The organism is Ferrimonas balearica DSM 9799, from assembly GCF_000148645.1.
Taxonomy (GTDB): domain Bacteria; phylum Pseudomonadota; class Gammaproteobacteria; order Enterobacterales; family Shewanellaceae; genus Ferrimonas; species Ferrimonas balearica.
On sequence record NC_014541.1, the window covers coordinates 2,318,300 to 2,343,791 of the forward strand.

Genomic DNA, 25,492 nt, shown 5'->3' on the forward strand with positions numbered 1-25,492 from the left:
CCAATAACGACACTGCAACACCAGACGGTGTTGCCCGGGAAACGCCATGACACACCCAAACTCACTATCCACCCCAATCTCGCTTCAACAACTGGGATGGAAACCCGTTTTTCAACAACAGGTCGAACTGGACCAGTGGCAAGACACCCCCGCCCGGGTGTTTGCCGTTCACCGTAACCGGTTGGACATCGTTACCGAACAGGGCGAACTGAGCCTGCCCCTCACCCCAGGGATGCCACGCATCACCGTCGGTGACTGGCTGCTTCTGGGCGAGCAGGCTCAGGATGTCACCCTGCTGGAGCGACGCAGCCTGTTTCAGCGGAAGGCCGCCGGTACGGCATTGGAGGCACAACTGATCGCCGCCAATGTCGATACCCTGTTTATCGTCAGTTCGCTGAATGATGACTTTAACCTCAACCGGCTGGAACGCTATCTGGCGCTAGCCCACGAGGCGGAAGTGGAACCGGTGATCGTACTGACCAAGGCCGATCTCTGTGACGAGCCTGACACCTATGTTGGTCAGGTACAACGGCTTGATCCGCTGCTGATGGTGATCGCCGTCAATGGCCTCGACAGCAGCACTGCCGAGCAACTGGCGCCCTGGTGCCGCAGTGGCAACACCGTGGCATTGATGGGCTCCTCCGGGGTGGGCAAATCCACCCTGGTGAACACCCTGCTTGGGGGCGAGGTGCAGAGCACCGGCACCATTCGTGAGGACGACAGCAAGGGGCGGCACACCACAACCGGCCGGTCGCTTCACCTGATGCAACACGGTGGCCTGCTGCTGGACACACCCGGTATGCGGGAGCTGCAGCTGACCGATTGCGAACAGGGCGTCAACGACGTGTTTGCCGACATCACCGAACTGGCAAAACAGTGCCGCTTTGGCGACTGTCAGCACGAAGGCGAACCCGGCTGCGCCGTCGCCCGTGCCATTGAAGACGGCACGTTGTCGGAACGCCGCCTAGTCAGCTACCAGAAGTTGCTGCGGGAGCAGGCCCACAACAGTGCCAGCCTGGCGGAGAAGCGCAGTCGCGACCGCGACCTGAGCAAGATGTACCGCTCAGTGCAAAACCACCATCGTGCCAACAAAGGTAAGCGATAAATTCAGGGCCCCTCACGGGGCCCTTTCTATTCACATCTCTCGGAGCATCTCGCTCAGCACGACCTTTCGCGCCTTACGATCCGTTAACCCGTGTCTTATTGGCAATCCGGTGCCATCAGCAGGGGTTTCAGGGTCGCAAGGTAGGCACTGGCATTGGCCTTAACGTCGTCTTTGGCCATGCGCTCAGAACCAACGTGAACACGCTCCAGTTGCTCTTCCGCCTGCTCCAGCTCAACCTCGATACGCTGCAGTGCCATCTCCAGCGTGTAGGTCAGCTCATGGATCTTGACCATATCCTCGGCGCTCATCTCAGGCTGGTTGACCAGCTCCGCCAACATGGGCTGATGGCGCTGAAGGTTACAGATCGCCTCCGTCAGCGTCTCTGAAGGGATGGCCTTAAAGTGCTGGTACTCCGATGACGCGATAGCGCCGAATGAAACCGCCGAACAAACCAAAAATACGACAGGGAATTTCATATTGTTTTCCTTAACCCGAAATAACGGAACCCCAGTGAAACCCTTTCCTCAATGCTGACGTTAAACGCCCCGGGCTCACCCATTTTGCAACGTATCCAAAAACCGCTTCACTCAACCATAGCAACAGATATTCACGTCAACCACAACGAGTAATCGAAGCGAAAAACGGTAATTCCATTCAATCGTTTTGCCCTGTTTCCGCCAGCGTATCTCTGGCTGATATGGCGCAATTGCTTTATGGAAATAAGGGAAGTCATCGAACTCTCTGCAACACACACCAGCAAACGCTCGTTGGCCACCAATTCAAAGCATCGGTGCATTATTGAGATTGCCCATGGGTGCCCAGACCACCATTCACTCTCCTCCATCCAAAGAGCGGGCTTTAAAGAGCAACAGTGAGCCGTACAGAACGATACTGATGCCGACCATCTCCAGAAACTCCTCCATCGCCACCTCCAGGGCATAAACGTATCCTGGATAATCGTGCGCCCGGATCAGCTCATAACTCAGTACCTCAAGTCCTACACCGCCCAGGACAAAGAGTGTTCCGCCCAGTGCAATGATCAGGCTTTCTCGACGATAAGCCCTCAGCACACTCTGAAGTGGTTTCATCAGAAGCAGATACAGGATGAGTCCGACAGCAAGGTAAGGAGCAATCCAGACGCCATGCTCTCCTTCAAATCGTGGCAGGTAAGGCAGGTGCTTTAACGAGGATGTGATCCGCTCATGAACCGAAAAGAGCTCATCAAAAGAGAGGAAAAGAAAGCCAAGACCAAGAATAACGTCCAGCCTGTAGGGCAGTGCTTCCTTATGTTTCATCTGGCGCGACATGGCCCCAAAGACCAGTCCAACCGCGGCCAATTGAAGGGCTGAGAACAACGTGGGAATGTTTTTCTCGTAATCGAGGTTAAATAACTTGGCCACCAGACTGCTCTTATCACTGAAAGATGCGGTCAGAAAAAACAGAATGACCAGGGCAATCTCAATCGCGATACAAATGACGAGCAGATATCCGGGAAAGCCGTCAGGAACTTTGACGGTCACAGGTTCGAATTCGCCTGTCGGTGTTCTATTAATATCCATTCAGAACTCCATCTCGAACCTCTGTGTACGCCAACCAATATCAGTGCGTCACTCTTGAGGCCAACACTCTGGTCAGAGAAAACCCCTCGAAACATCGGTAGGTTTAGACCCATTATCCGCCACTTACCTGCCATGCGGGCGCATTGCGGCCTACCTAAACGGATGAGTCGACGTTTTGACCCGAAGCGGTTTTGCCCCCATCGGCAGATGCCAACAATCCCGGTTTAAGATCGGTTCCTCCAACATCAGTGAAAATCCAGCAGTGGCGCGAAATGGTAAATAACTTCCGGTGGGGTCGGTAGCTTAGGGGCAGAACAGTCACCCACTACGAGGTTCCCTATGACCCACTCGTTTGATCAGTACCGTGCTTTGCTCAATCGTTCACTGGCCCACGCCACCGACTACCTGGAATCCCTGCCCGAGCGTCCCATCGACACTCCGGTCAGCAGTGACACCCTGCGCACCCTGCTCGGCGGCCCCCTGCCCCAGGGACACAGCGACGCCCAGACTGTGCTTGATGACCTGGCCCATAACATTGAACAGGGGCTGATCGGCTCCGGCGGTCCCCGCTACTTTGGCTACGCCATTGGCGGCAGTTTTCCGGTTGCTCTGGCGGCAGACTGGCTGGTAAGTGCCTGGGATCAGAACGTGCCCTATTACGTCTCCAGCCCCGCCACCTCCGTCGCCGAAGAGACCGCCGCCGAGTGGATGCTGGAACTGCTCGGCCTGCCCCAAAAGGCGGGTGTTGGCTTTACTTCCGGGGCTCAGGAGGCCATCTACACCGCCATGATCACCGCACGCAACACCCTGCTTAAACGTGCCGGTTGGGACGTGGCCAAAAAGGGACTGTACGAGGCACCGCGGATTCACGTGGTAGTGAGTGACCAGATCCATTCCACCATCAAGCGGGCGCTGTGGATGATCGGCATGGGCGAAAGCCAGATCAAAACCCTCCCCACCGACCACAACCTGCGGATCATCCCCGAAGCGATACCGGCGGTACTGGCAGACTGTGACGGGCCCACCCTGGTCTGTGCCCAGGCCGGCTGCATTGACTCTGGCGCCTACGATCCCTTTGAAGCCCTTGCCACTGCGGTTAAGGCCCATCCCAATGCATGGCTTCATGTGGATGGCGCCATCGGTCTGTGGTCTGCGGCCAGCGCCCAACAGCGGCACCTGCTCAAAGGCATCGAGCTGGCCGACTCCTGGGATACCGATGGCCATAAGTGGTTCAACATGCCCTACGACAGCGGTGTGGTGATCGTCCGGGATGCCGCCCTGCTGGCTGAAGCCATGGGGGGTAACGCCATGGGCGCCTACCTGACCGATGCCATCGCCAAGCCGGATCGCAACGCCATCAACTTCGGCATCGCGGCTTCCCGCCGGGCCCGGGGTGTGCCGGTTTACGCGGCCATCAAAACCCTGGGCAAGCAAGGGATCGAAGCCCATCTGGACAACAGCTGCCGCTTGGCCAAACGCATGGCAGACCACCTGAGCCAGGTTGAGGGCATCACCATTCTTAACGACGTGGTGTCCAACCGCTTCTCTGCCCAATTCGGCAAAGGTGATGACGACTTCCGCAACCGGTTGACCGCCCGCGTGGTTCACCAACTGCAACAGGATGGATTCTGCTACCCCTCCACCTCCGGCTACAAGGGGCTCAAAACCATGCTGTTCTCCGTGCTCAACTGCCACACCACGGAAGCCGACATCGACGCCTCAGCCGAGCGGATCATCGCCATCTACCAGCGCGAACTGGCCCGATGCAACGACGCCGTACCGGCATAACCTGGCTGGCCCCTGCCCCCTACAACAGAGTGAGTACCGCAATGACCGTATTGATTAAGAACGTCTCGCTGTTTGATGGAATCAACGACACGCTGCGCACGGACTGCTGCATCCAGATTGATAACGGGCTGATCACCGCCATCAGCGCCCAGCCCAACCCGGACTGCCGCTATGAGCAGGTGATCGATGCCGCCGGATTCACCGTGATCCCCGGCTTAATCGACGCCCATACCCACATCGCGTTTTCTGACACCTTCCAGGCACTGGACCGAATGACCGCTGAAGAGGTCGCGGTGCGCTCCACCGTCATCGCCCGGGAGATGATTGAACGTGGCTTTACCACGGTGCGGGATGTGGGCAGCAACTGCTATGGCCTGAAGCAGAGTATCGATGCCGGCTTCGTGCCCGGGCCACGGATCTACCCCAGCTACGGGGCGCTGTCCCAGACCTGTGGCCACGCTGACTACCGGCAGAACCGGGCCCAGCGCTCAGACTTCAACCGGGGACTGGAAGATTCCAGCATGATGCGTCAGGGCCACCTGATACTGGCCGACGGCGTACCCCAGTGCCTGAAACGCACGCGGGACCAGATCTTTATGGGCGCCTCACAGATCAAGATCTTCGGCGGTGGCGGGGCCTCTTCACTGTTCGATCCGCTGGACACCATCCAATACACCCGGGAGGAGTTGCGCGCCATTGTCGAGACGGTCAGTAACTACGGCTCTTACGTCTGCAGCCACATCCATGCGGGGCCAGCGATGAAAATCGCCATCGAAGAGGGGGTCAAATCCCTGGAACACGCCACCTTTATGGACGATGAGATCGCCCGCCAGTGCCTGGACCACGAGGTGTGGATGGTGCCGCAATACGCCACTGCGGAGAAGATCGCCCAACGCCAGATCCCGCTGGACAGCGAGATCCTGTACCAGAAGACTGAACGGGTGGGTAAAGGACTGCTGCGACAGGCGGAACTGGTGGAGAAATACGGCCTCAAGTGCGCCTTTGGTACCGATTTGATAGGCACACCCGAAGTGCATGCCCGGCAGAACGACGAGTTCTCCGCCCGTAAGCGCTTCTTCGGCTCCTTCCGCGGCCTGAAGCAGGCCACCTCGGAGGCGGGGCAACTGCTCAAGCTCTCTGGCCTGCTGGACCCCTATGCTGAAGGTGCCTTGGGGGTGCTCTGCGACGGAGCCTATGCCGACCTGCTGCTGGTGGCCGGCAACCCGGTGGCGGACCTGGATATCCTGGCCGACGCTGACAACATCAAAATGGTGATCAAGGGCGGCAATGTCATTAAAGACATTCGTCCAGCACAGTTCTGAAACCGCCCTCTGACGTGGTTTCACCCTTTGCCAGCCGTAACCCCGGCTGGCTTTTTTGTATCCGGCGCCCTGCCCTGTGGCTTCACTCCGGCACCGGCGCCGACAGGTAACGCTTGCGGTACTCCCGGGGTGGAAAGCCGGTCAGCCGTTTAAAGGCCCGGGAGAAATGGGCAATGTTGGCGTAGCCCAACGTCGAAGCGATGTCGGTCAGCGAGTAGCGGGGGTCTTCCATCAACCGACAGGCGGTGGCCAGCACGATGTTCTCCCGCACCTGGTTAAAGCTGCTGCCGGCTTCCGCCAGCTTGCGCTGCAGCGTCCGCGGGCTGGTATCCAGAATCGTTGCCGCCTCACTAAGGGAAAGCGCTTGCCGTGACAAATACGGCGTCAGGGCCAGGTACACCGTCTCCAGGTACTGGTGTTCAACCGGCTCCCCCAAGGGATTGGTATCACTAAAACGAGCAGGTAGGTGAAATGGCTGGCTCAACAGGGCCTCGGACAGTTCCACCGCCGCGACCCGTCTATTGGCGAAGATCCGAGCCTGCGCCACATTTGCTGGTCGCTGGGCCTCCAGAATGGCCGCCAGCACATCCCCGCTGTCCGACTGAATCGCAATGCCGGAAGGCTGCCACTCGGACTTGCTGGCCAGGCCAACAAACTCAATCAGAAACAGCACGGAGAAGATCTCCGCCCAGCGATAACCCTCGTTGTGTTCACCGGCCTTGTAGCGGCAGAGCCAGGGCACACGATTGAAGTACTGCAGGTCTACCTGTACGGTCGAGGATTCATGACGGAGCGCGGTGCTGAGCTGGATGATCGCCCCGCCGAGGGTAACGGGATTATCCAGCTGACGCATAAGGGGCGGCAGAACCCGCTCTCGGAGTGTGGTGCGAAGCAATTCGCCGAAATAACGGGGCTCGGCCCGCTCCGCCATCAGCGCCAGCAGGTGCTTGACGGGCGTTTCCGGCAGATACTCGTGTGAGGCATTCAACAGATCTTCGGGCAGGCCGGCCGCCCGCAACAGCGGATAGATGTCGGTTTCGAACTGCTTTAACAGCCCGACCAGGGTCTCCGCATGTGCGGTTTTGATAAGGGGTACCAATGGGCCTGACGGCATAACAACCCGCGTGAAAGAGACAGAATACCGCCTCAGAAGATAGAGGGATCGGCAGCGAAGGCAAGGCTTATCAGCGGGTTTAACCCACGCCCGGCGGTGATGCGCACTCAGTGAACCTCTGCGTCACTCTGGTGCTGCCACGGCTCAAATGCACCCCGCTGAGACCATGTGGTCGCTTAACGCCCCATAAGGCGGAGGTGCAGAAAGCCAACTAAAAAAACAGACAAAACTCCTGAAAAAATTAATTCAAGCGAAAACGCCGCTTTCCATATTTATTTTGTGTATTTGAGAGGATTGGCCGAATGTAATTCGCGGCACTGTCACATTGATGCGCCAGTTATTTTAATTAAAAAACAAACCCATTGAATAAATTTTCAGACTGACTATATTGGTCGATTGGTTGTTACAGAGGATTTATTTGTAAATGAAACTGTTGGCAAGTGTGATTTTCCTGTTCCTGTTTTTATACCTGCTCTGCTCTCTGAAGGGAAAAAAGAACCGGAATAAATATTTGATGGAAAAAGCCAGCCATTATAGGAAATCAACGAACGACATTTTGTCTGCCCGTTCGAGTCATCGGGAGGGAGTTTAGGTGTTTTGGGTAAACTACTTCGTTGCACTTTTTGTCCTGTGTGGATGGTATCTGCACAACAAAATTTTGCTCGATGAGGAACTGCCTGCGCTAAAGACCGACCACCGGATCGCCAAAGCGACTTACCATGCGGCATTGAAGTCCATCGGTACGCCGGTGCACCACCGCAATGAAACCGTATTTCAGGCGGCACTCCGCCAGATGAAAGTGGACGCCAGGCAAGCCTGATAAGGCACGGAAACTGCCCATCGAAGTGCGGAAAGACCCAGAACCTCTGGGTCTTAGAGAGCCACCACAAGAATTCCTCAGGGCAACACCTGTCTCCTACCGATTCAGATATTTCTCGTAATTGGCCACATAGTCATCGAAGTTCTCCTCAAAGGAGAGGCGGAACTGCTCAACAAAATACTCGATGGCTTTATCGCGGTCGGCCTCCAGTGCCGGTTTGCTGTCGCTGTTGGCGGCGTAAACAAACGCGCAATAACGGGCCATGCCATACATAAAGGACGCGCTGACTTTGCCTGCTCCCACCTCGTTGCTGACCTGGCTGTTGGCCAGAGAGATATGGGCGTCAGCCCGGTGGTAAAAATCGGGGTCGGTGTTTTCCACGGTCATATTCTTCCTTGCTGTGAATGGGTTACAAACGCAGGCTGCTGTTGCCCTGCTGTGTGGGTTCCTGCCGGTTAAACTTAAGCATTGACCGGCAGGCGGGTAAATAGCCTATTTAATGAGTATCTTGCTGAACTTTCACACTTCCCAAGCTTAGATTCACTCAGCCGCAGAAGCGTGAATCCAGCTCATCGTCCGATGGCATGGCTACGCCTCGATGCGGAGGTTGTCTTTCTGGCTGATCCAATCGAGGAAGGTGGCGGCCACCGGCGACAACGATTTGGCCTTATGGTGGGCCAGATACCAGTGCGAACGAATCGGCATCCCCTCCACCGGCAATATGGCCAGCCCGGAGTCACCACCGAACGCCAGGGTATGGGTGGAGATCACTGACACGCCCAGGCCGGACATCACGGAGTGACGGATCGCTTCATTACTTTCTACCGTCATACGCACATTGAGCTTGGCATTCTGTTCACGCAGAAAGCGCTCCAGCGCATAGCGGGTGCCGGAGCCATGTTCACGGATAAGGAACGGTTCTTGGGCAAACTCCTGCAGCGGCACCGTACGCCGTTTTGCCCAGGGGTGATCAGCGGACGCAATCGCCACCAGTGGGTTGTCGAGGAATTCGTGCAGCGCCAGCGGCGCATCCTTGGGGGGGTGGCTGAACACATAGAAGTCGTCACGGCCTTCAGACAGGCGATCAATCACCTGCTGTCGGTTGCCCACCTTAAATTCGATCTCAATCTGGGGGTAACGCTCACAGAAACCTCCAAGCAAGTGCGGAATAAAGTATTTGGCTGTGGTGACAACGCCCAAACGTAGGGTGCCGCGTTTCAACCCCTTCAGGTCCGCCAGATCCATCTCCATCCGTTCAAAGCTCGCCAGTACCTCGATGGCGGTCTCCAGTGCCCGCTCACCGGCATCGGTAAACTGAAGGCGGCGGCCTACCTGGTGATAGAGGTCCGCTTCCAGCGTCTCGCTGAGCTTCTTCAACTGCATCGATACCGTCGGTTGGGTCAGGTGCAGTCGTTCTGCCGCTGCACTGACGGAACCGGCATCCCGAAGGGCCAACAGAATCTCCATCTGTCTTAATGTGGCACGGCCGCTCATTCCGCTCTCCTAACGGTTGTGCCCGCCATATTCTCTGGCGACAAGATGCACAACATCAATAAATCAGGTACTTAATGGCAGACTATAGACTTTTATCTATATAAATAAAATTATTTTTCGATTTCCATCTATAAGAGATATCCATCACACTTCGCAGCGGTAAAAAACGCAACAAAGGACAGAACTATGCCGCGTCGCCTCGCTTTCGAACTGACCATCGCCATGAGCCTGATGCTGATGGGAGGCGCCCTCGCCACCGCCCACATCAGTGACTGGAGTCTCGCCATCACCGGCGCCGTGCTGATGGGCACCAGCCTGGTACTGCGCCCGCGCTCACAAGCCCAAACCGCTGCCCAAACCGCTTCGATGGAGCGCTAATCCATGGGCCTGGACATCGTTGTTGCCTTCTTCATTCTGGGCGCGGTCGCCCAGTTGGCGAAGGCTGAGCTCAGTCTGCCACAGAGCCTCTACCAGTCGCTGGTCATCTTCCTGTTGTTGGCCATCGGCCTGAAGGGCGGTATCGCCCTGTCTGAACACGTCAACGCCGCGCTGCTGGTGAAGTCCGCTGCGGTGCTGGCGTTTGGTTTTATCCTGCCGTTGATCGCTTTCCCCCTGTTGCGCTCCTTCGGCCACCTGCCCCGCCTCGACGCCGCCACCATCGCCGCCCACTACGGTTCCGTCAGCGTGGCCACCTACGCGGTGGCGGTGGCGTTTCTGGACAGCCAGGGCATCGAGTACGAACCCTACTTCCCGCTCTTTGTGGCTCTGCTGGAAGCCCCGGCCATCGCCGTTGGCCTGTGGCTGGCCAGCCGCAAGGGTGAAAAAACCGACGGCAAAGCCATCGCCAAAGAGATGCTGCTGAATCAGGGCATGGTGTTGCTGCTGGGTGGCATTCTGATTGGCTGGTGGGGCGGCGAGCGCGCTGAACGCATCATGCCCTTCTTCGGCGAACTGTTCCACGGCGTACTGGCGCTGTTCCTGCTGGCCATGGGCCAGAAAGCCGCCCAGCGCTGGCGTGAGCTGGGCGCCAATGCCTCGTTCCTGGCCAGCTTCGGCGTGGCCATGCCGCTGATTGGTGCCGTGCTGGGTACCGCTCTGGCGATGCTGCTGGGCCTGAGCCACGGCGGTATGGTGCTGCTGGCCACCCTGGGCGCCAGCGCCTCCTACATCGCCGTCCCTGCCGCCCTGTCTGCGGCGCTGCCCAAAGCCGACCTGGGCCCGGCCATTACCGCCTCACTGGGCGTCACGTTTCCCTTCAATGTGCTGGTGGGCATCCCCCTCTACAGCGCGTTGATCAGCCATTTCGTTCTCTAAACTCCGGAGTCATCATGTCTCAACCCAAAGTCAGTATCATCATGGGTTCTCAGTCCGATTGGGCCACCATGGAAGAAGCCACCAAGCCGCTGGAAGCGCTGGGCGTGGCGTTTGAAACCAAGGTGGTCTCCGCACACCGTACCCCGGATCGCCTTTACCAGTTCTGCAACGACGCCCATGAGCGTGGCATTCAGGTGATCATCGCCGGTGCCGGTGGCTCTGCGCACCTGGCGGGCATGGCCGCGGCCATGACCCACCTGCCGGTGGTCGCCGTACCGGTCTCCAGCCGCAACCTGAAAGGGATGGACAGCCTGCTGTCGATGGTTCAGATGCCCCGCGGTGTTGCAGTGGCCTGTCAGGCCATCGGCGGTGCCGGTGCCTACAACGCGGGCCTGATTGCCGCGCAGATGCTGGCGCTGGGTGATGCCGAGCTGACCGAACGCCTGATCGACTGGCGTCGCAGTCAGACCGAATCCGTGGCGGAAGAGGTCGTAAAATGAAAATTGGCATCATCGGCTGCGGCCAGCTGGCACGGATGCTGGCCCTGGCGGGCTGGCCCCGGGGAGTGCAGTTCAGCTTCCTGGCCGGTCCCCAGGAAGATCCGTCACCGGTGATGGGGCTTGGCACCATCCACCGCCTCCAGGAGGGAGACAGCGCCGAGTCCATCTACCAGGGATTGGGTGAGCCCGACGTCATCACCACCGAGCGTGAGCAGGTGGAAGTGGCGTTGCTGGCCTCTCTGCAGCCCTTTGCGCCGGTGTTCCCGCAGCCTGAGGCGGTCTCCATCTGCCAACACCGGGCCCGGGAGAAGCAGTTTATCAATGACCAGGGCATCGCCACGGCACCGTGGCAGCCGGTCACTCCCCAGACTGACCTGCTGGCCCTGGGCCATGAACTGGGCTGGCCGCTGTTCATCAAAAGCTGCGAAGACGGCTATGACGGCTACAACCAGTGGCGCATTAATGGCCCAGACGATGCGCTGCCGACGCTGCCGGAAGGCGTCGCCTGCATCGCTGAAGGCGGTGTGGCGTTTGAACGGGAGCTTTCGCTGGTGGCGGTGCGTGGCCGTGACGGCAAGGTACGCTGTTACCCGCTGACCGAAAACCACCACACCGCAGGCATTCTTCAGCACTCCCTGGCCCCGGCTCCGGCCCTGGCCGACGGGTTGCAGCAGAAAGCGGAAGCGATGGCTCAGCGCTTGCTGAGCGCGATGAACTACGTTGGCGTGCTGACCCTGGAGCTGTTCCTGGTGAACGGTGAGTTCAAGATCAATGAGCTGGCACCGCGGGTACACAACAGCGGTCATTGGACTCAGAGTGGCGCCCTCACCTGCCAGTTTGAGAACCACGTCCGTGCCATCGCCGGATTGCCGCTGGGCCCAACCGATGCGCCTCTGCCGGCTGCCATGGTCAACCTGCTGGGCGTTGAGCCGCCCAACCCGGTGATCTGTCCTGACGCCAAGCTGCACTGGTACAACAAATCAGTACGCCCGGGCCGCAAAGTGGGTCACCTCAACCTCACCCACGCCGACCCGCAACAGCTTTCTCGCCAGGTGTCGGAGTTGGTGGCCATCCTCTACCCCTGAGCCATTCTGGCCGCACCCAACCGGGTGCGGCCACCCTTTCCCGCCTTTGCCACGTGCAGACAAGCTATAAAGCGTCATACCGGATAGCCATGCAGAGCCCGCTCCAAGTCCTCAGGTCAGGGCGCTGCCGAGACAACGTTTCATACTCACCAGTACCCCTTCCCCCACCGAGCCCCAACTCTGTGGAATAAATCGTCATAGTGCCGCTAGTCGGCCAATGGCCGCAGCGGCGGCAGAGCCAGTTAGTCACACAGTTGGCGCACTTTCACTGGATGGATTCTCTGTTTCGCCCAAAGGACAGTCGAAAACGACATCTAAGAGATTGATTGAATTGGGATCGCTTGGTACGTTTGGCGAACTTTCGCCGGAGTTATTGCGCCTGCAAAGGTGCCTGCAGGCGCAATAAATACACTGTTAACTGGATTGGCGGATTTCCAGTAATTTGAGGTGGCAAGAGCATTGCCAATACGAAGGGTATTTAGTGTTAAACACAGAATTTTATTCGGGTGCTGTCATACGGCTGGCGACCCTGCAAAAAAAACGCAATTATGCGGGTCACTTGCTTTTCGCCACCGTGTCCTTGCTCCCTCGCGGTAGACCGCTACCTCCACCGATGGAAGGACTGCATCGGTGCCCCATCGGAAAAACCGACGAAACTGTTTTTTTTCGCCGTGTGCTTTTGAGTGTGCAAGAAGCTATTGACTGGTATCGCGCTCTTGGCAGTGGCGATGATAAATCCCCGATTCCCTCCCGACATGAGGAACGCAATAGCCAATACGATGGGGTCAAGATAGAAATCTCAAAGCTGATCGATGACCCATCCTGGCCGTATCTCGGCCTGCCGGTTGGGGAAGGGATGTTTGCACATCTTTCTGGACGAAACCATCCGGCGCCCTTCATTGGTAATTCCCCCGCCCGCATCCATCGCCGTTTCGGTAGTCAGGATGGCTTCGACTTGATGCTAGCTGATAATAAAGCCGTAGACTTTGTTGCAAGACGATTGCATGTTGATCTTAGGCTTTATAGGGAGTACCTCGGAAGCATTACATTAGTCGCGCCAGATCCTGTGCTAAAACAAATTGATAACTTTATGATTCCAGCCTCTGCTGATAGGGGCGAACGTATTTTCTATCGTTTTGTTCCTCGTGCAGGGGAATCGTTGGCTGGCCTGAAGATCACCACCTTCGACGAACAAGGCCACCTACTTACAGACTTCAACACGCAGGAAATTCCCGCCAATGGCATTTTGGATATTGATAAAGGCGACTGCATAGGCACTTATGGCTATGTTGTGGCTCACCAGCAACATGGCGTTTTGGCCTATAGCCCACCGTCTTCATTCCTACGCCAAATGAACTTTTCGATGCATATCGGTCCAGAGGAAAGCAAGAAGGTCAGCGTCCCTACTGGCGAATCAGCCAATTCCCCGCGCATGGAATATCTTGCGGCTCAACGTTCAACACTTGCCTCGCAGCACCTCATGGGAGATGGGCCGCGTATACCGAATGTCAACGCCCGCATAGCCAATGCGGCTGCACGCCGCGAAAAGATCGCAAACGCGAAGCAATACGGCCAGCGCTGGTTCCCTGACGGATCCCGTGAAGAGGCTATTCGCTTTATTCAGAGTGAACTGAGGCGCGCCAAGAATAGAGTGATGATTGCTGACCCTTATCTTGCCGGATTGCAATTAGGACAATTTCTGTACGCCGTTAATCCAGAAACCATTTCAGTGACCCTGCTGAGCTCAGCCCTCGCATTTAAGTCTAAGGGGCAAGGGCTCTCGAAGACCGATGACTTTAGCCAGCGACTCACCCAACTGGAAAAGGACGCCAAGGTAACTGCCAAGGCATACGTGCTCCAGTCATCCATCCTGCACGACCGCTTCCTTGTAATAGATGATACCGTCTGGTTCCTTGGCAACTCGCTGAACACTTTGGGCGACAAGGCATCCCTAATCGTTAAACTTCCCAATCCGGATGAGATCATTGACCAGCTTGAAGATATGCTGAAACAGGCAATATCCTTTGTCGACTATGAGAAACATCAAACTAAGGATAAGGACGCCGGGTCATGAAAGGGTTAACTCCAAATATCCCGATTGCCCCAAAGACAGAGCGTCCATTTCCCAATAAAGAAATTCTCTGGGGCAGCGAGGGGGGCGGGCAGGCTTGCTTCCCGACATCCGCGGCTGCCTATGAGCGGAAGTATTCTGCTGATCCTGTTCCCTTGCAAAAATTTGGCAAAGCAGTGTCAGAGGCCCAGGAGAGAGTCTGGATTGTCGACGAATATTTGTTGATACCTGATAGCGGAAAACCGACAAAGCGAATCGAACAAATCCTATCTTGGTTGCCGTTATGGTTTGCAGCAAGCGATGTTCGCCTGCTGACGAAACAGCATCAAGAAGTCGATGAAAATGACCTGAAGAAATTTCAACAACATGCGCAGGCAATTACTAACCAATCGGTAAGGCGTGAGAAGGCGTGCCGCATTGAGATCAGAAAGCATCTCACACGGGATTGCGATTTTGTCCACGACCGCTTTGCCATCATTGATGACGAACTTTGGCATTTTGGGGGAACAGTGGGCGGGTTTCATTCTAAAGTCAGTGCAGCCAGCCGAGGCTGGCGGGCATCGGATCACGGTGCTATCAGTTTCTTTGAGGAGATCTGGAACGCAGGAGAACGAAAATGACGGAACAATGGCCAATAGAGCGTCACGCCGAAACTCGGGAAACCGGTGAAGATACCTCTTTCAAGACGGCGCGAGATTTCCTCAATCTCTTGAATTTATTTCCTCACGACCAGCACAAAACTTTCAATGACGTCGTAATCTGGATAGTGGAAAAAAGTGGCGATATTTCTGAGTTGGAACAGCAGTTGGCCCCTGTTGCCGACGAGTTCGAGTCGTCAACTGTTGATAGCCATACTTTGCTGATGACGCTCGCTTGCGCCGCAGCATTAGCAAACATGCCCTCGTTGCGAACCTGGGGCAAAGTCAACGCATTCAAATACAACTCATGGGAACTTGAGAATTGGTTGAGTGAAGCCATGATAGCGTATGCCGAAGTTCATCCCTCAGCATGTGATGCTTATGCCAATCTCGCTAAGGAGGCTTTTTCTGGACTTGAGAGTTTCTCGCTTCAATCCGAGTCAGAGCGCACCAACGCTGAGCGGATAGGTGCCTGGAACGGTTGGGGCAAACGACAAGGCAAGCTGGAAGAAATATGGTGGGACTTGCGCGGTTGGCATGGTTTCATGAACTACCAAGAAGAGCTTCCGCTATTCCAGGTTTTCTATAAGTTGGAGCCAGACGAGTTCATTCGCACAATATCCAAATCTGACAACCCTTATTTAGTTAACGCGTTGTTATTCGTGGCAGGCATAGGTGAATTCTCTCCACGATTCTCTGAGTGGAAACGAATGATTGCCGCAGCACCAGTTGCTTTTGAACATGATGGTAAGTGGAATGGTTCTGTCCTTGTGCCATTGCTATTGGTTGATGCTCGTAACCAATTGCTACAAGTAAGATCAAGCTTTCAATACTTGGACGTCACAACTGTTGACCATGATGAAATAGAACAGGAAATAACCAACACTGCTGAACTCATTGTTGGCACAGTTGCTGAACGGAAGGATGCCGCAGCTATATTCTCTCGGTGGGCATCATGGTTGATTCGGAAAATATTGGGGCAGAGCGAAAAGGAAATCGCCGATGTGAAGTCTTCGGCGTTTGCCGATAATGCCTTGGTCGATGCTATCGGCAGAAAGCTAGGGAATCGCGTGCTACCTCAGTCAGTTCCTGATGACGCGCCTTTATGGGAGGCTTGGTGTTACCGCTGCGCGTTGGCCTCTTTTGCCTATAACGGGCATATCCAGGTACCTGCTTGGGAAGGTTTTGGAAGTGAATGGCGTCTTTCACCTGAAGACTGGATAGGAGATAGAGGACAGTCTTTACGCGAGCACGCCAGCCTTATAACCACCCTAAATAAAGAAATTCCGGGTATCGCTGCAAACTTACTGGCCTATCCAATTGCACAATCCACCATTCCTGTTGAGGCGTGGATCCACCTGTGGAATGACGCTATCGTCTTACGTGAAATTGTGGAATTCGGCGATTCGGACTCAGTCGAAGACGAATACAGTTCTCGCTATGAGGCTGGGCGTCTGTTGCTCTTGCTCTTCAACATCGGTCTGGCAATCTTTGACCAAAGTTCAGCCCGTAGTTATGACAGTAATTCGCCTGAAGCTAGATCTCTTGTTAGCCTATTCAAATCTCTCAATTTCGCAGCTAGCGAAATGCGGGAAATCGATAGCACATTAAATCATGAGAAATGGCTTGTAGTTGCTCAACATTTGACTATCAGAAGAATGATTTGGGAGCCCACTTCTAGCGATGAGAGTTCATCAAGTAATTTTCAGGTTTTCAAAGCCGACGACAACCCTACAGTCTCTGAAATTCTTATCGAAGCAAATGGTGATGTAATAAAAATGGTCACTATTTTGCAATCCCTCTTGCTCAATGCTCCAGATTTAAGGTTGAAAGCTGCACTCAATTCATCATCAATTGATGTGTCCAGTATCGTGCAGTCGATCAGGACTCTGAATGAATACCATCCGAGAAAGTACCCTATTGATGAGGCTCAACTAAAAAAGCTTAGCGCACTAATATAACATCTGACGAGTGATACATGTTTATATTGAACGACGTTAGATAAACGTGGCGCCAAACTTCTACAGCCGTGAGCCTGCGATATAAATTGCAGCAATTGTCTGGAAGCAGATTCCGAGAAGGGCGACTTCGATGGCTGAAAGGGGAAGAGTTCAAGGGGTCAGAGCAATTGAATCTACAGGCAGCAGGAGCCATTGGGCTCTTGCCGTCGGGTATGATGCTTTATTGCTCACCCACACCAGGCCCGCCAAACCATCCATAACCCGCCACGCCGATCCTTCGCTAACTCATTGAGAAAACCCGATATAGCTCACTTGTTTCCAGATTGTTGTCTGGACATAATCAACCCCGGCTTACTCGCCGGCGAGGGTCGGCAGCCATCGAAACAATTGGTTAAGGAAACGGGATGATTGACGCGTTATTCACACAGGAAGTGCAGCTGGGCATCGACATTGCCACCAGTGCCACCATTATTGGTGCCATGCTCTCCTGGTTTATCGAAAGCCGCCGACAGGCGAAGAAAAGTCGCGAGCGCGGCATCAGCGATCAGGCCCGTGCCTCCTCGTTAAGCAAAGTGCAGAGCATCCTGTACGAGTTCGAAAACAGCTTCAGTGATTTGATCGCCTCCGCCCAGACCTTCGAACGCCCCATCGACAACCGCAGTGGTGACCGTCTAGGTGAGTACCTGCGCCACCACCCGGAGTTTATCGACGTCAGCTCCGAGCGCCTTGGCAACTTCTATCAGGAGGTGGACCGCTTCTACGAGTCAATCCAGAAGCGCCGTTACTCCCTGTTGCCGGTGCTGGACTCTCTGCACAGCGGCGACAAGTTTATGTACGACCTCAAGCAGGACATTCAGCAGGTGGGCGAGCTCTACAACAAGCTCAACTCCGGCTGGAGCCAACTGCTGCGTGAGTTCCACGCCGTGTACAAAGAGTATTACCCGATTGTTCTGGCGGACGAGAACCACAACAAGTCCCAGGAGGAGATGGTTGGCCTGTTGCTGGAGCGGGAGGATTACATCCGCGCCATGCTGTCGATTCTGCTCGATAAGAGCTACTGGACCTGGGTGGAAAGCTTTGTGCCCAAAGAGATGGAAGAAGCCTACAAAACCATGCTGGAGACCAATGAACGCGATGCCGCCGCCCTGAACCGGGCCGCCGTCAACTTCACCGGCCACCTGCTGAAAGATCCCTACCGTTTGTTTGCCCAGATCCTGCGCCGTACCTCCGTTGAGGTGCAGACCGCCCGCATCGAGTGCAAGGACATCCTGATCAAGCTGAGCGCCCTGACCCACAAGCTGCTCAGCAACCAGGAGGTGAATCTCGACGACCTGATCAAGAAGTACGAAACCGAAGACTACCTCGGTAAAGAACGCTTTATTCACTGATTGGCCGTGTAAAAACGCCCGCCCGGTGCAAACATCGGGCGGGCGTTGTTGTATTCAGGGATTAGTCCAGCAGGTGGAAGGCGCGCAGGAAGTCGTTTTTGGTCTGGTCGAACTTGATGTGGCCCGGACTGTTGAGCGCCCTCTTCGGTTCACTGAATGCCGGCATCACATAACCCCAGTTGGAGTTGCGGGCAAACGCGACCACCACGTTTACGTGGCTGTCCTGCCAGCGATTGGTGATGGGATGCTCTTCGCTGCCGGGTTCGAGGGTTTTCACCTGGATCCGGTGAAAGTTGGGGCCGTCGGAGATCAGGATGTCGGTCTGGTGGCCATTATCGAGAATGGGGATAAACACCTGCCAGCCGTCCTGCATCAGCCAGCTGACCACCATGCTTTCATAAGCGGTGTTCTTCAGTGTCTGGTGGGTGCCTTCGGCGGTGTAGGTCATGCGGCGTGGCATGGTGGCTCCTCTCTGTCTCGGGGCTCAGAGGTCAGGACTCAGGGGTCCGGCAGATCCGGGCCCTGTTGCAGCAGGATTTCCAGCGTATAACGCCCCACCTCGTCACGGCGGGCGGCGTTGCGCATCAGGTAGGTCAGGATGCGGTACTCCCCGGCCATCTGCGCGGTGCCGGCGTACTCGGTGCCGGAGGTGGACCCAATAAACAGCGCGGTGTCCTGATTGGGACCGGTGATGTTGAAGTACTGGAAGCGGTTATCACTGCGCAGCGACACCGCCCACTGCTGGCCCTGCTCCAGGCTGACCCGATACTCCATCACGTCGTAGCCATTGAGCCGACCCTCGGTAGTGACCCAGCCATCCCCTTCCAGGCTGAGGGTTTGTACAGGGTGCTCCGCCGCGCCCAATCCAAACATCAGGGTCAGCGGCAACATCCACAGCCAGAACCGTCTCATCAGGGGGCCTCCTGTTCAAATTCCACCGCCTGCTTACGATGCTGGCGCAGCACCACGGTGCCTGCCAATTTGTCGTGCCAGCCCTGTTTGCGCTTGTCGATGCCGACCCAAAACAGGCCCAGCAACAGCGGAATGGTACTGACGTAGTAGCCGAGGTAACGCACCACCAACTGGCCGGTGCTGGGCTTGCCGCCGGTTTTGGCGTCGACAATGGTGAGCTTGAGCACCATCTTGCCCGGCGTGGCGGACTTGGCCATCCAGAACAGGATCACCGCGATGGCGGGCAACAGGTAGTTCAGCAGCAGGTCCCAGGTGCCCCATATCTGGGTTTGGTCCAGCCAGTACTCCTTGCCATAAAGCAGCGTCAGTATGGGGGCGATGACCATCGCCAGCAGAACGCTGTCGATCAGGGCTGCACCAACCCGAATCCAGAATCCACCGTACTCCAGTTCCTCTTCCACCATTGCAGGCTCCTCAGTATTGTCGCCACCACTGGCGCGCCATCATGACGCCCGCGCCGGTCAGTCCGAAACTCAGGGTGGTGGGCGCAAACCAGCTGATAAAGGTGTCCCAGACAAAGTGCCACTGGGTGCCCCGGTCGGAACGGAATATCCCGCCCGGATTCTCCCACCAGTCCCACAGCGCCATCAGCAGGGCCAAGCCACATGCCAATAGAATACCGACGCTCGCGCCCAGCATCATCGCTCTGCCCCACCGATTCATGGTTGCTCCCATCTCAGTACACCTCAATGCCAAACGCCAGCAGGCGACGCGGCAACACCTCGTCGAGGTTGTCCAGATCTGCCAGGTGCAGCTGAATCAGCTTTAACCCCAGCTGACGGTAGCGGCTCTGACGTGCAGCCAGGGTGTCCGCGTCCAGTCCCTCCACATAATCAATGTAGATGGCTCCACGCGGAAGGAAGAAACTGCAGAAGGTTTCGTCTTGTTGGCCAAGGGTTTCCCGCACCGGACGCTCATAGGCGTGAACCAGCCCCGCCAGATAGAGCCAGTTGTCGATGGTCAGCTCCGCGACCGAGCGAACGTAGTGCCCGTCCAGGGTGCGGTACTTGGCGTCAAACTTGGCGCGGAAGCTGGCGATGGAGCCGTGGGTAGACTCCTTATCCGCGTCTTTGCCCAACGCCTGGGCCAATGCCCGCTTAAACAGCGGGTCGGTCTCCAGCGCTGCCGGCCATAAGCTGTAGGGCGCGCCGTTGCGCCGGTCCGCCTGCTGCACCCCGCCCGCAGCGGCGCCGCTTTCGGTTACCCGCCAGCCCTTGGGCGCGGGGGCCAGATAGCCGATTTCATGCAATAACCCCAACAAGCTTTCCCGGCCCAGCCCGGTGGACTCAGAAAACTTGGAGACGCTGAGCAACCCCTCCGGGCTGGGCACTTTCAGGGTTTCCGGCCACACCACGTACTCACCAAACTTGTCGCTGTGCTGATTGCGGCCGCCGGCCAGACGTCCCTGCTCCGTCAGGCACCAACGTTCCGCTTCCCGCACCAGAAAGCCCGCTCTGGCAAGGCGTTCAAACAGGGTTTTGGTGGGCAGCTCGAGGCGCTTAGCCAGCGCCGTGGTGGAGAGGGATTTTGCCATTTCGGGTTCCGGTGATTGCACTAACTCCCTCAGAGTATCAGTAAGAAAAATCAAAGGCGAACGGGGACTTAGCGTCAATCAACCTCGGTTCAGCTCGGCGGCATAAGTGCCTGAATACCCAAAAGTGTCCGGCGCGGACACTTCGGACACAGCGGACAGGAGTCACAACGACGATAACAATCACAAATTTTCATACTAACCAATCACTTAGCCTCAAATGACATCTTTGGCACGGTTCTCGCTCTATTACCGACATTCCATCAGCGGACAGATGAGCGATACGGATGATTCAGGACACTTCAGGACAAGATGTGCAGCGCAAGGCTCCACGTCGCCTTCGCGGACTGTGGCTCGGCCTGTTGGCCACGGCACTGCTGGTGAGCGGCGGCTACCTCTGGGCTCAGTATGGTCAGGGCCAGCAAAGTGTTCGTGCCAGTCGGCTGCAGCTGGCCACCGTCGAACGGGGCGACATGGTGCGGGAAGTGGCCGCACGGGGTCGCATTGTCGCCGCCAATGCCCCGGTGCTGTTCAGCCCCTCCGCCGGCCACATCAATCTGCAGGTGCAGGCGGGTGAGATTGTCGAACAGGGCCAGGTACTGGCGCACATCGACAGCCCCGAACTGGAAGCGCAGCTCTCTCAACAGCAGGCGATTCTGGAACGCCAGACTCTGGACCTTCAGCGCCAGCAACTGGAAGCGCGCCGTACCGCTCTGGAGCTGCAACGCCGTCGCGATCAGGCGTTGGTTACCCGCACCGCCGCCGAGCGGGAAAAGCAACGCGCCGACCGGGCCGCCGAGTCGGACCTCATCAGTGACATCGACCATCAGCAGGCCCAGGACGAGTTTGCCAGCGCCCGCATCGCCTTTGCTCACGCTGAGCAGGAGATCGCGCTGGCCCGGGACACCCTGCAGTTTGAACAGCGTACCGCCGAAGTGGAGCTGGAGCGCCAGCGCCTGACCGTGGCCGAGCTGCAACGGCAGGTGGATGCCCTGACCCTGCGTTCACCGCTTGATGGCCTGGTGGGCAACACCCTGGTGGGCCAGCGCGAGCAGGTGGCGGACAACCAGCCGCTGCTGTCGGTGGTCAGCCTCAGTGACTATCAGGCAGAGCTGCAGGTGCCGGAAAGCTACGCCGACGAACTGGGCCTGACCATGGCGGTCAGCCTGTCGGTGGGCGGTGCGCAGATTGAGGGCGAGATCGCCGGCATTAGCCCGGAGATCGTCGCCAACCAGGTCACCGTCCGGGTTCGTTTCCCGCCACCGGAGGTGCGCCTGCGCCAGAACCAGCGGGTCACTGCTCAGGTGCGACTGGAATCTCTGGAGAACGTGCTGATGGTACGCCGGGGCGCCTTTATTCAGTCCGGCCATGGTCGCACCGGCTTCCGGGTTGACGGCGCAATGGCCCAGCGCGTGCCCCTGCAACTGGGCGCCAGCAGCCTGACCCACATCGAAATCCTCGCCGGTGCCGACGCCGGTGATCAACTCATCATCTCCGATCTCTCCGGGCTGCTGAACAGCAGCGAGATCCTCATTAAGTAAAGGAGTGCCCCATGCTGCACATGGACAATATCGGCAAAGTATTCCGTACCGATCTGATCGAAACTCACGCCCTGAGAGGCCTGCAACTGTCCGTCAACGAGGGAGAGTTCGTTGCGGTAACCGGCCCCTCCGGCAGTGGCAAAACCACCTTTCTCAACATCGCCGGATTGCTGGAGAACGCCTCCAGTGGCCAGTATTTCCTCGATGGTGAAGAGGTCAGCATGCTGACCGACCGGGAGCGCTCGCAGCTGCGCAATGAGAAGATCGGTTTTATCTTCCAGGGCTACAACCTGCTGCCGGACCTGAACCTGTTTGATAACGTCGACGTGCCCCTGCGCTACCGCGGATTCAGCGCCGCCGAGCGCCGTCGCCGCATCGAAGAGGCGCTGGAACAGGTGGGACTGGCCGCCCGGATGAAGCACCTGCCCTCCCAGCTGTCCGGGGGACAACAACAGCGTGTGGCCATCGCCCGTGCCCTGGCCGGTTCACCCCGCATCCTGTTGGCGGATGAGCCCACCGGTAACCTGGACTCCCTGATGGCGCGTCAGGTGATGCAGCTGCTGAACGAGATCAACCGCAACGGCACCACCATCATCATGGTGACCCACGACGCCGAACAAGCCGCGCAAACCCAGCGCAATATCCACATCGTCGATGGCCAGATCTGCGATCTGGCGATGCTCAACCGCCGCACCGCCGTCGAGCCGGTTGCCGCCGAGGGATAAGCCATGACGCTGTTTAACTACTACCTCAAACTCGCCTGGCTCAGCGTCCGCCAGAGCCCGGTGATCAGCACCCTGATGGTGCTGGCCATCGCCATCGGCATCGGCACAGCCGGTACCAGCCTGACCGTCCACCACACCATGAGCCACAACCCCATGGCCCATAAGGACGACCAACTCTACGCGGTGCAGCTGCAAAGCCATGAAGAGGGGCACCACTCCGGCACCGAAGATGGCCTGTACTACCAGATCACCTATCAGGACGCGATCAACCTGAGCAAGCAGTCCGGCCCGGTGCGACAGGCGGCGATGATCCGCACCGGCTTTACCGTCCAGCCGGAGAACCCGGACCAATACCCCTTTATCGCCGATGGCCGCGCCACCGGCCGCGACTTCTTCGCCATGTTCGACGCCACCTTCGTGCATGGCGCGGCCTGGACCGACGAGCAGGGAGAGCTGGCCGAACCGGTGACGGTGATCAGCCAAAGCCTCAACGACAAGCTGTTTGGCGGCGGCAACAACGTAGGCCGCACCATCGATGCCAACGGCAAGGTCTACACCGTGGTGGGCATCATCACCGACTACAAGCCGCAGCCGCTGTTCTATGACGTCAACAACGGCGCCTTCCACCCCCACGAGGAGATGTTTATCCCCTTCAGCCTGCTGCCGGTGCATGAGATTGCCGCCTGGGGCAACACCGATGGCTGGAAGCAGGAGATGATCAACAGCTACGCCGACCGCCTCAATTCCGAACTCTACTGGGTGCAGTACTGGGTTGAGCTGCGGGACAGCGAGCACCGTGATCAGTACCACCAGCAGCTGGCCGCCTATATCGACCAGCAACAGGAGATTGGCCGCTTTACCAACCCCGATGCCGTGAGCGAGCTGCGCCGGGTCAGTGAGTGGCTGGAATACAACGAGGTGGTCAGCGAGGACAACCGCATTCTGCTGGCGCTGTCGTTCCTGTTCCTGGCGGTGTGCCTGGTCAATATGGTTGGCCTGCTGCTGGCCAAATTCCTGCGCCACGCCGCCAATGTGGGCATTCGTCGGGCGCTGGGGGCCAGTCGCGGGCAAGTGATGGCCCAGCATCTTACTGAGGTGGGATTGATTGGCCTGCTGGGCGGCCTGCTGGGCAGCGTATTTGCCCTGATTGGCCTGGCGGGACTGCGCCAGCTCTACCCCGGTTATGACCAGCTGGCGCGGATGGACCTCACCATCCTGTTCAGCCTGCTGACTCTGGCGCTGTGTGCCGCCCTGCTGGCTGGGCTTTTTCCGGCCTGGCGCATCGGCCGCACCAACCCCGCCCACTACCTGAAAAGCCAATAAGGAGCCGATCATGTTTGAACTTCGCCCTATTCTGTCGGCCCTGCTGCGAAACAAAAGTGGCCCGCTGCTGATTGTGCTGCAACTGGCCCTGACCCTGGCCGTGGTTGCCAACGCCGCCTTTATCATCCAGGAGCGCCTGGCCATGATGGCGCGGGACTCCGGCATCCCCGAATCTGAGCTTATCGGCTTTACCCTGGCCGAGATGCACATGGATAAAGACCTGCTGGCCCAGCGCCAGATGGACGAGCAGGCTCTGCGCGCCATCCCCGGCGTGAAAGACGCGGTGGCCACCAACCACCTGCCCCTGACCAACAGTGGCTCCTCCACCACGGTGAGCTCCGGGCCCAGTGGCGAAGGCCGTAAGCTGAACGTGGGCTACTACACCGGCAACGAGCACCTGTTCACCACCCTGGGCCTCAGCCTCAGTGAGGGCCGCACCTTCGACGCCAGTGACATCCGCAGTGGTGGCCACACCAGCACCCCGCCTTCGCAGGTGATGCTGAGCCGCGACAGCGCCGAGTACCTGTTTCCCGACAGCAGTGCCGTAGGCAAACACGTCTACCTGCGGGATGAGCCCATCGAAGTGGTGGGCGTCTATGACCGCCTGCAAACCCCCTGGCCCCATCGCACTCACAGCTTCGCCTCCGCCCTGCTGCCGGTGGAAAACGATCGCTTCTTTGTCCGCTACATCGTGCGGGTCGACCCCGCCCAGCGGGATGCGGTGATGAAGCAGATTGAGTCCACCCTGCTGGCGCTGGACCCCAGCCGGGTGATCACCAGCCTGCGCCACTTTGACGAGATCCGCGAGCGGGCCTACCGCAATGACCGCGCCATGGCGGTGCTGCTGGGGGTGGTGATCGTGCTGCTGCTGGTGGTGACTGCGCTGGGGGTGGTCGGACTGGCCAGCTACAGCGTGGCACAGCGCCGCAAGCAGATCGGCACCCGGCGCGCCCTGGGCGCCACCCGCACCGCCATTGTCCGCCACTTCCTCACCGAGAATATGATGATCTGCCTGACCGGAATGGGGCTGGGGCTGCTGGCCGGGCTGGGGTTGAACCAATACCTGATGCACCACTACGAGCTGAGCCGTCTGCCGCTGAGTTATCTGGGGGTGACTCTGGCGGGGCTGGTGTTGCTCAGTCAGTGTGCCGCCGCTTCCCCCGCGCTGCGGGCCGCTCGGGTCTCCCCCGCGCTGGCGACCCGCTCGGTGTAACGGGCAACGGTAGCCAACGGTGAAAAAC

The 25,492-nt window shown here is 57.6% G+C and carries 26 protein-coding genes; 16 read left to right on the top strand and 10 right to left on the bottom strand.

Annotated elements, in window-relative coordinates:
• The first annotated feature begins 46 nt into the window (after nt 1-46).
• Nucleotides 47-1,105, top strand: coding sequence for a ribosome small subunit-dependent GTPase A (rsgA, locus tag FBAL_RS10540; protein WP_013345581.1), 1,059 nt, complete (start codon nt 47-49; stop codon nt 1,103-1,105).
• Nucleotides 1,106-1,200: 95 nt separating this feature from the next.
• Here the strand turns inward: rsgA and FBAL_RS20270 are convergent, their stop codons facing one another.
• Together FBAL_RS20270 and FBAL_RS10550 are read right to left on the bottom strand one after the other, a co-directional pair.
• Nucleotides 1,201-1,581, bottom strand: a complete 381-nt coding sequence (locus tag FBAL_RS20270) for a DUF6746 family protein (RefSeq protein WP_013345582.1) — start codon at nt 1,579-1,581, stop codon at nt 1,201-1,203.
• A 354-nt stretch (nt 1,582-1,935) separates the two neighbouring features.
• Complete coding sequence (locus FBAL_RS10550) at nt 1,936-2,664, bottom strand: hypothetical protein (RefSeq protein WP_013345583.1); 729 nt, start codon at nt 2,662-2,664, stop codon at nt 1,936-1,938.
• A 339-nt stretch (nt 2,665-3,003) separates the two neighbouring features.
• Between FBAL_RS10550 and FBAL_RS10555 the strand changes: the two genes are divergently transcribed.
• Entirely contained in the window at nt 3,004-4,452 is a 1,449-nt protein-coding gene (locus tag FBAL_RS10555; protein WP_013345584.1) for a pyridoxal phosphate-dependent decarboxylase family protein, read from the top strand.
• A gap of 41 nt (nt 4,453-4,493) precedes the next feature.
• Nucleotides 4,494-5,774 (top strand): metal-dependent hydrolase family protein, encoded by a 1,281-nt coding sequence (locus FBAL_RS10560; RefSeq protein ID WP_013345585.1) that lies wholly within the window; start codon nt 4,494-4,496, stop codon nt 5,772-5,774.
• Nucleotides 5,775-5,856: 82 nt separating this feature from the next.
• Here the strand turns inward: FBAL_RS10560 and FBAL_RS10565 are convergent, their stop codons facing one another.
• Nucleotides 5,857-6,873 (bottom strand): helix-turn-helix domain-containing protein, encoded by a 1,017-nt coding sequence (locus tag FBAL_RS10565; RefSeq protein WP_216086785.1) that lies wholly within the window; start codon nt 6,871-6,873, stop codon nt 5,857-5,859.
• Nucleotides 6,874-7,480: 607 nt separating this feature from the next.
• Between FBAL_RS10565 and FBAL_RS10570 the strand changes: the two genes are divergently transcribed.
• Entirely contained in the window at nt 7,481-7,708 is a 228-nt protein-coding gene (locus FBAL_RS10570; RefSeq protein WP_013345588.1) for a hypothetical protein, read from the top strand.
• Nucleotides 7,709-7,804: 96 nt separating this feature from the next.
• Here the strand turns inward: FBAL_RS10570 and FBAL_RS10575 are convergent, their stop codons facing one another.
• Nucleotides 7,805-8,095 carry a DUF3144 domain-containing protein gene (locus tag FBAL_RS10575; protein WP_013345589.1) on the bottom strand — a complete coding sequence of 97 codons (291 nt, stop codon included), beginning with the start codon at nt 8,093-8,095 and terminating at the stop codon, nt 7,805-7,807.
• A gap of 201 nt (nt 8,096-8,296) precedes the next feature.
• Complete coding sequence (locus tag FBAL_RS10580; protein WP_013345590.1) at nt 8,297-9,202, bottom strand: LysR family transcriptional regulator; 906 nt, start codon at nt 9,200-9,202, stop codon at nt 8,297-8,299.
• Between the two features lie 186 nt (nt 9,203-9,388).
• Between FBAL_RS10580 and FBAL_RS10585 the strand changes: the two genes are divergently transcribed.
• From FBAL_RS10585 to FBAL_RS10620, 8 genes are all read left to right on the top strand, one after another.
• Nucleotides 9,389-9,580, top strand: a complete 192-nt coding sequence (locus FBAL_RS10585; RefSeq protein WP_013345591.1) for a hypothetical protein — start codon at nt 9,389-9,391, stop codon at nt 9,578-9,580.
• A 3-nt stretch (nt 9,581-9,583) separates the two neighbouring features.
• Complete coding sequence (locus FBAL_RS10590; protein WP_013345592.1) at nt 9,584-10,516, top strand: sodium-dependent bicarbonate transport family permease; 933 nt, start codon at nt 9,584-9,586, stop codon at nt 10,514-10,516.
• Between the two features lie 14 nt (nt 10,517-10,530).
• A complete protein-coding gene (gene purE, locus FBAL_RS10595) occupies nt 10,531-11,016 on the top strand; it encodes a 5-(carboxyamino)imidazole ribonucleotide mutase (protein ID WP_013345593.1) in 486 nt (161 codons plus the stop codon).
• Entirely contained in the window at nt 11,013-12,101 is a 1,089-nt protein-coding gene (locus tag FBAL_RS10600; protein ID WP_013345594.1) for a 5-(carboxyamino)imidazole ribonucleotide synthase, read from the top strand. Before purE ends, FBAL_RS10600 begins: the two co-directional genes overlap by 4 nt.
• A gap of 613 nt (nt 12,102-12,714) precedes the next feature.
• Nucleotides 12,715-14,175: a VPA1262 family N-terminal domain-containing protein gene (locus FBAL_RS10605; protein ID WP_216086786.1), complete on the top strand. Its 1,461-nt coding sequence runs from the start codon at nt 12,715-12,717 to the stop codon at nt 14,173-14,175.
• Nucleotides 14,172-14,792 (top strand): hypothetical protein, encoded by a 621-nt coding sequence (locus FBAL_RS10610; RefSeq protein WP_013345596.1) that lies wholly within the window; start codon nt 14,172-14,174, stop codon nt 14,790-14,792. The genes FBAL_RS10605 and FBAL_RS10610 overlap by 4 nt, the downstream gene beginning before the upstream one ends.
• Nucleotides 14,789-16,771 carry a hypothetical protein gene (locus FBAL_RS10615; RefSeq protein ID WP_013345597.1) on the top strand — a complete coding sequence of 661 codons (1,983 nt, stop codon included), beginning with the start codon at nt 14,789-14,791 and terminating at the stop codon, nt 16,769-16,771. The genes FBAL_RS10610 and FBAL_RS10615 overlap by 4 nt, the downstream gene beginning before the upstream one ends.
• 404 nt (nt 16,772-17,175) lie before the next feature.
• A complete protein-coding gene (locus FBAL_RS10620) occupies nt 17,176-18,159 on the top strand; it encodes a hypothetical protein (protein WP_013345598.1) in 984 nt (327 codons plus the stop codon).
• 61 nt (nt 18,160-18,220) lie between these two features.
• On the opposite strand, the gene FBAL_RS10625 is transcribed toward FBAL_RS10620, so the two are convergent.
• Genes FBAL_RS10625 through FBAL_RS10645 form a run of 5 tightly spaced genes read right to left on the bottom strand, consistent with a single transcriptional unit; the run spans nt 18,221 to nt 20,665 of the window.
• Nucleotides 18,221-18,619, bottom strand: a complete 399-nt coding sequence (locus FBAL_RS10625; protein WP_013345599.1) for a PDDEXK-like family protein — start codon at nt 18,617-18,619, stop codon at nt 18,221-18,223.
• Between the two features lie 38 nt (nt 18,620-18,657).
• Nucleotides 18,658-19,071 carry a hypothetical protein gene (locus tag FBAL_RS10630; protein ID WP_013345600.1) on the bottom strand — a complete coding sequence of 138 codons (414 nt, stop codon included), beginning with the start codon at nt 19,069-19,071 and terminating at the stop codon, nt 18,658-18,660.
• Nucleotides 19,071-19,535 (bottom strand): RDD family protein, encoded by a 465-nt coding sequence (locus tag FBAL_RS10635; RefSeq protein ID WP_013345601.1) that lies wholly within the window; start codon nt 19,533-19,535, stop codon nt 19,071-19,073. The genes FBAL_RS10630 and FBAL_RS10635 overlap by 1 nt, the downstream gene beginning before the upstream one ends.
• A gap of 10 nt (nt 19,536-19,545) precedes the next feature.
• The gene (locus FBAL_RS10640; protein ID WP_148226738.1) at nt 19,546-19,794 is read right to left on the bottom strand and encodes a hypothetical protein; all 249 of its coding nucleotides are present in this window, start codon (nt 19,792-19,794) and stop codon (nt 19,546-19,548) included.
• A 13-nt stretch (nt 19,795-19,807) separates the two neighbouring features.
• Nucleotides 19,808-20,665: a hypothetical protein gene (locus FBAL_RS10645; RefSeq protein WP_013345603.1), complete on the bottom strand. Its 858-nt coding sequence runs from the start codon at nt 20,663-20,665 to the stop codon at nt 19,808-19,810.
• Between the two features lie 311 nt (nt 20,666-20,976).
• On the opposite strand from FBAL_RS10645, the gene FBAL_RS10650 reads away from it, so the two are divergent.
• The 4 genes from FBAL_RS10650 to FBAL_RS10665 are packed head-to-tail and all read left to right on the top strand — an operon-like array spanning nt 20,977 to nt 25,464.
• Nucleotides 20,977-22,203 carry an efflux RND transporter periplasmic adaptor subunit gene (locus FBAL_RS10650; protein ID WP_171814263.1) on the top strand — a complete coding sequence of 409 codons (1,227 nt, stop codon included), beginning with the start codon at nt 20,977-20,979 and terminating at the stop codon, nt 22,201-22,203.
• A gap of 11 nt (nt 22,204-22,214) precedes the next feature.
• The gene (locus FBAL_RS10655) at nt 22,215-22,928 is read left to right on the top strand and encodes an ABC transporter ATP-binding protein (protein WP_013345605.1); all 714 of its coding nucleotides are present in this window, start codon (nt 22,215-22,217) and stop codon (nt 22,926-22,928) included.
• Between the two features lie 3 nt (nt 22,929-22,931).
• Nucleotides 22,932-24,251 carry an ABC transporter permease gene (locus FBAL_RS10660; RefSeq protein ID WP_013345606.1) on the top strand — a complete coding sequence of 440 codons (1,320 nt, stop codon included), beginning with the start codon at nt 22,932-22,934 and terminating at the stop codon, nt 24,249-24,251.
• A gap of 10 nt (nt 24,252-24,261) precedes the next feature.
• Nucleotides 24,262-25,464 carry an ABC transporter permease gene (locus FBAL_RS10665; protein ID WP_013345607.1) on the top strand — a complete coding sequence of 401 codons (1,203 nt, stop codon included), beginning with the start codon at nt 24,262-24,264 and terminating at the stop codon, nt 25,462-25,464.
• Nucleotides 25,465-25,492: the final 28 nt, after the last annotated feature.

What these genes read in the sequence shown, in the direction of transcription:
- rsgA (WP_013345581.1), top strand. Translation starts at nt 47, where the DNA reads ATGACACACCCAAACTCACTATCCACCCCAATCTCGCTTCAACAACTG.
- FBAL_RS20270 (WP_013345582.1), bottom strand. Translation starts at nt 1,581, where the DNA reads ATGAAATTCCCTGTCGTATTTTTGGTTTGTTCGGCGGTTTCATTCGGC.
- FBAL_RS10550 (WP_013345583.1), bottom strand. Translation starts at nt 2,664, where the DNA reads ATGGATATTAATAGAACACCGACAGGCGAATTCGAACCTGTGACCGTC.
- FBAL_RS10555 (WP_013345584.1), top strand. Translation starts at nt 3,004, where the DNA reads ATGACCCACTCGTTTGATCAGTACCGTGCTTTGCTCAATCGTTCACTG.
- FBAL_RS10560 (WP_013345585.1), top strand. Translation starts at nt 4,494, where the DNA reads ATGACCGTATTGATTAAGAACGTCTCGCTGTTTGATGGAATCAACGAC.
- FBAL_RS10575 (WP_013345589.1), bottom strand. Translation starts at nt 8,095, where the DNA reads ATGACCGTGGAAAACACCGACCCCGATTTTTACCACCGGGCTGACGCC.
- FBAL_RS10580 (WP_013345590.1), bottom strand. Translation starts at nt 9,202, where the DNA reads ATGAGCGGCCGTGCCACATTAAGACAGATGGAGATTCTGTTGGCCCTT.
- FBAL_RS10585 (WP_013345591.1), top strand. Translation starts at nt 9,389, where the DNA reads ATGCCGCGTCGCCTCGCTTTCGAACTGACCATCGCCATGAGCCTGATG.
- FBAL_RS10590 (WP_013345592.1), top strand. Translation starts at nt 9,584, where the DNA reads ATGGGCCTGGACATCGTTGTTGCCTTCTTCATTCTGGGCGCGGTCGCC.
- purE (WP_013345593.1), top strand. Translation starts at nt 10,531, where the DNA reads ATGTCTCAACCCAAAGTCAGTATCATCATGGGTTCTCAGTCCGATTGG.
- FBAL_RS10600 (WP_013345594.1), top strand. Translation starts at nt 11,013, where the DNA reads ATGAAAATTGGCATCATCGGCTGCGGCCAGCTGGCACGGATGCTGGCC.
- FBAL_RS10605 (WP_216086786.1), top strand. Translation starts at nt 12,715, where the DNA reads ATGGAAGGACTGCATCGGTGCCCCATCGGAAAAACCGACGAAACTGTT.
- FBAL_RS10610 (WP_013345596.1), top strand. Translation starts at nt 14,172, where the DNA reads ATGAAAGGGTTAACTCCAAATATCCCGATTGCCCCAAAGACAGAGCGT.
- FBAL_RS10615 (WP_013345597.1), top strand. Translation starts at nt 14,789, where the DNA reads ATGACGGAACAATGGCCAATAGAGCGTCACGCCGAAACTCGGGAAACC.
- FBAL_RS10620 (WP_013345598.1), top strand. Translation starts at nt 17,176, where the DNA reads ATGATTGACGCGTTATTCACACAGGAAGTGCAGCTGGGCATCGACATT.
- FBAL_RS10625 (WP_013345599.1), bottom strand. Translation starts at nt 18,619, where the DNA reads ATGCCACGCCGCATGACCTACACCGCCGAAGGCACCCACCAGACACTG.
- FBAL_RS10630 (WP_013345600.1), bottom strand. Translation starts at nt 19,071, where the DNA reads ATGAGACGGTTCTGGCTGTGGATGTTGCCGCTGACCCTGATGTTTGGA.
- FBAL_RS10635 (WP_013345601.1), bottom strand. Translation starts at nt 19,535, where the DNA reads ATGGTGGAAGAGGAACTGGAGTACGGTGGATTCTGGATTCGGGTTGGT.
- FBAL_RS10640 (WP_148226738.1), bottom strand. Translation starts at nt 19,794, where the DNA reads ATGAATCGGTGGGGCAGAGCGATGATGCTGGGCGCGAGCGTCGGTATT.
- FBAL_RS10645 (WP_013345603.1), bottom strand. Translation starts at nt 20,665, where the DNA reads ATGGCAAAATCCCTCTCCACCACGGCGCTGGCTAAGCGCCTCGAGCTG.
- FBAL_RS10655 (WP_013345605.1), top strand. Translation starts at nt 22,215, where the DNA reads ATGCTGCACATGGACAATATCGGCAAAGTATTCCGTACCGATCTGATC.
- FBAL_RS10660 (WP_013345606.1), top strand. Translation starts at nt 22,932, where the DNA reads ATGACGCTGTTTAACTACTACCTCAAACTCGCCTGGCTCAGCGTCCGC.
- FBAL_RS10665 (WP_013345607.1), top strand. Translation starts at nt 24,262, where the DNA reads ATGTTTGAACTTCGCCCTATTCTGTCGGCCCTGCTGCGAAACAAAAGT.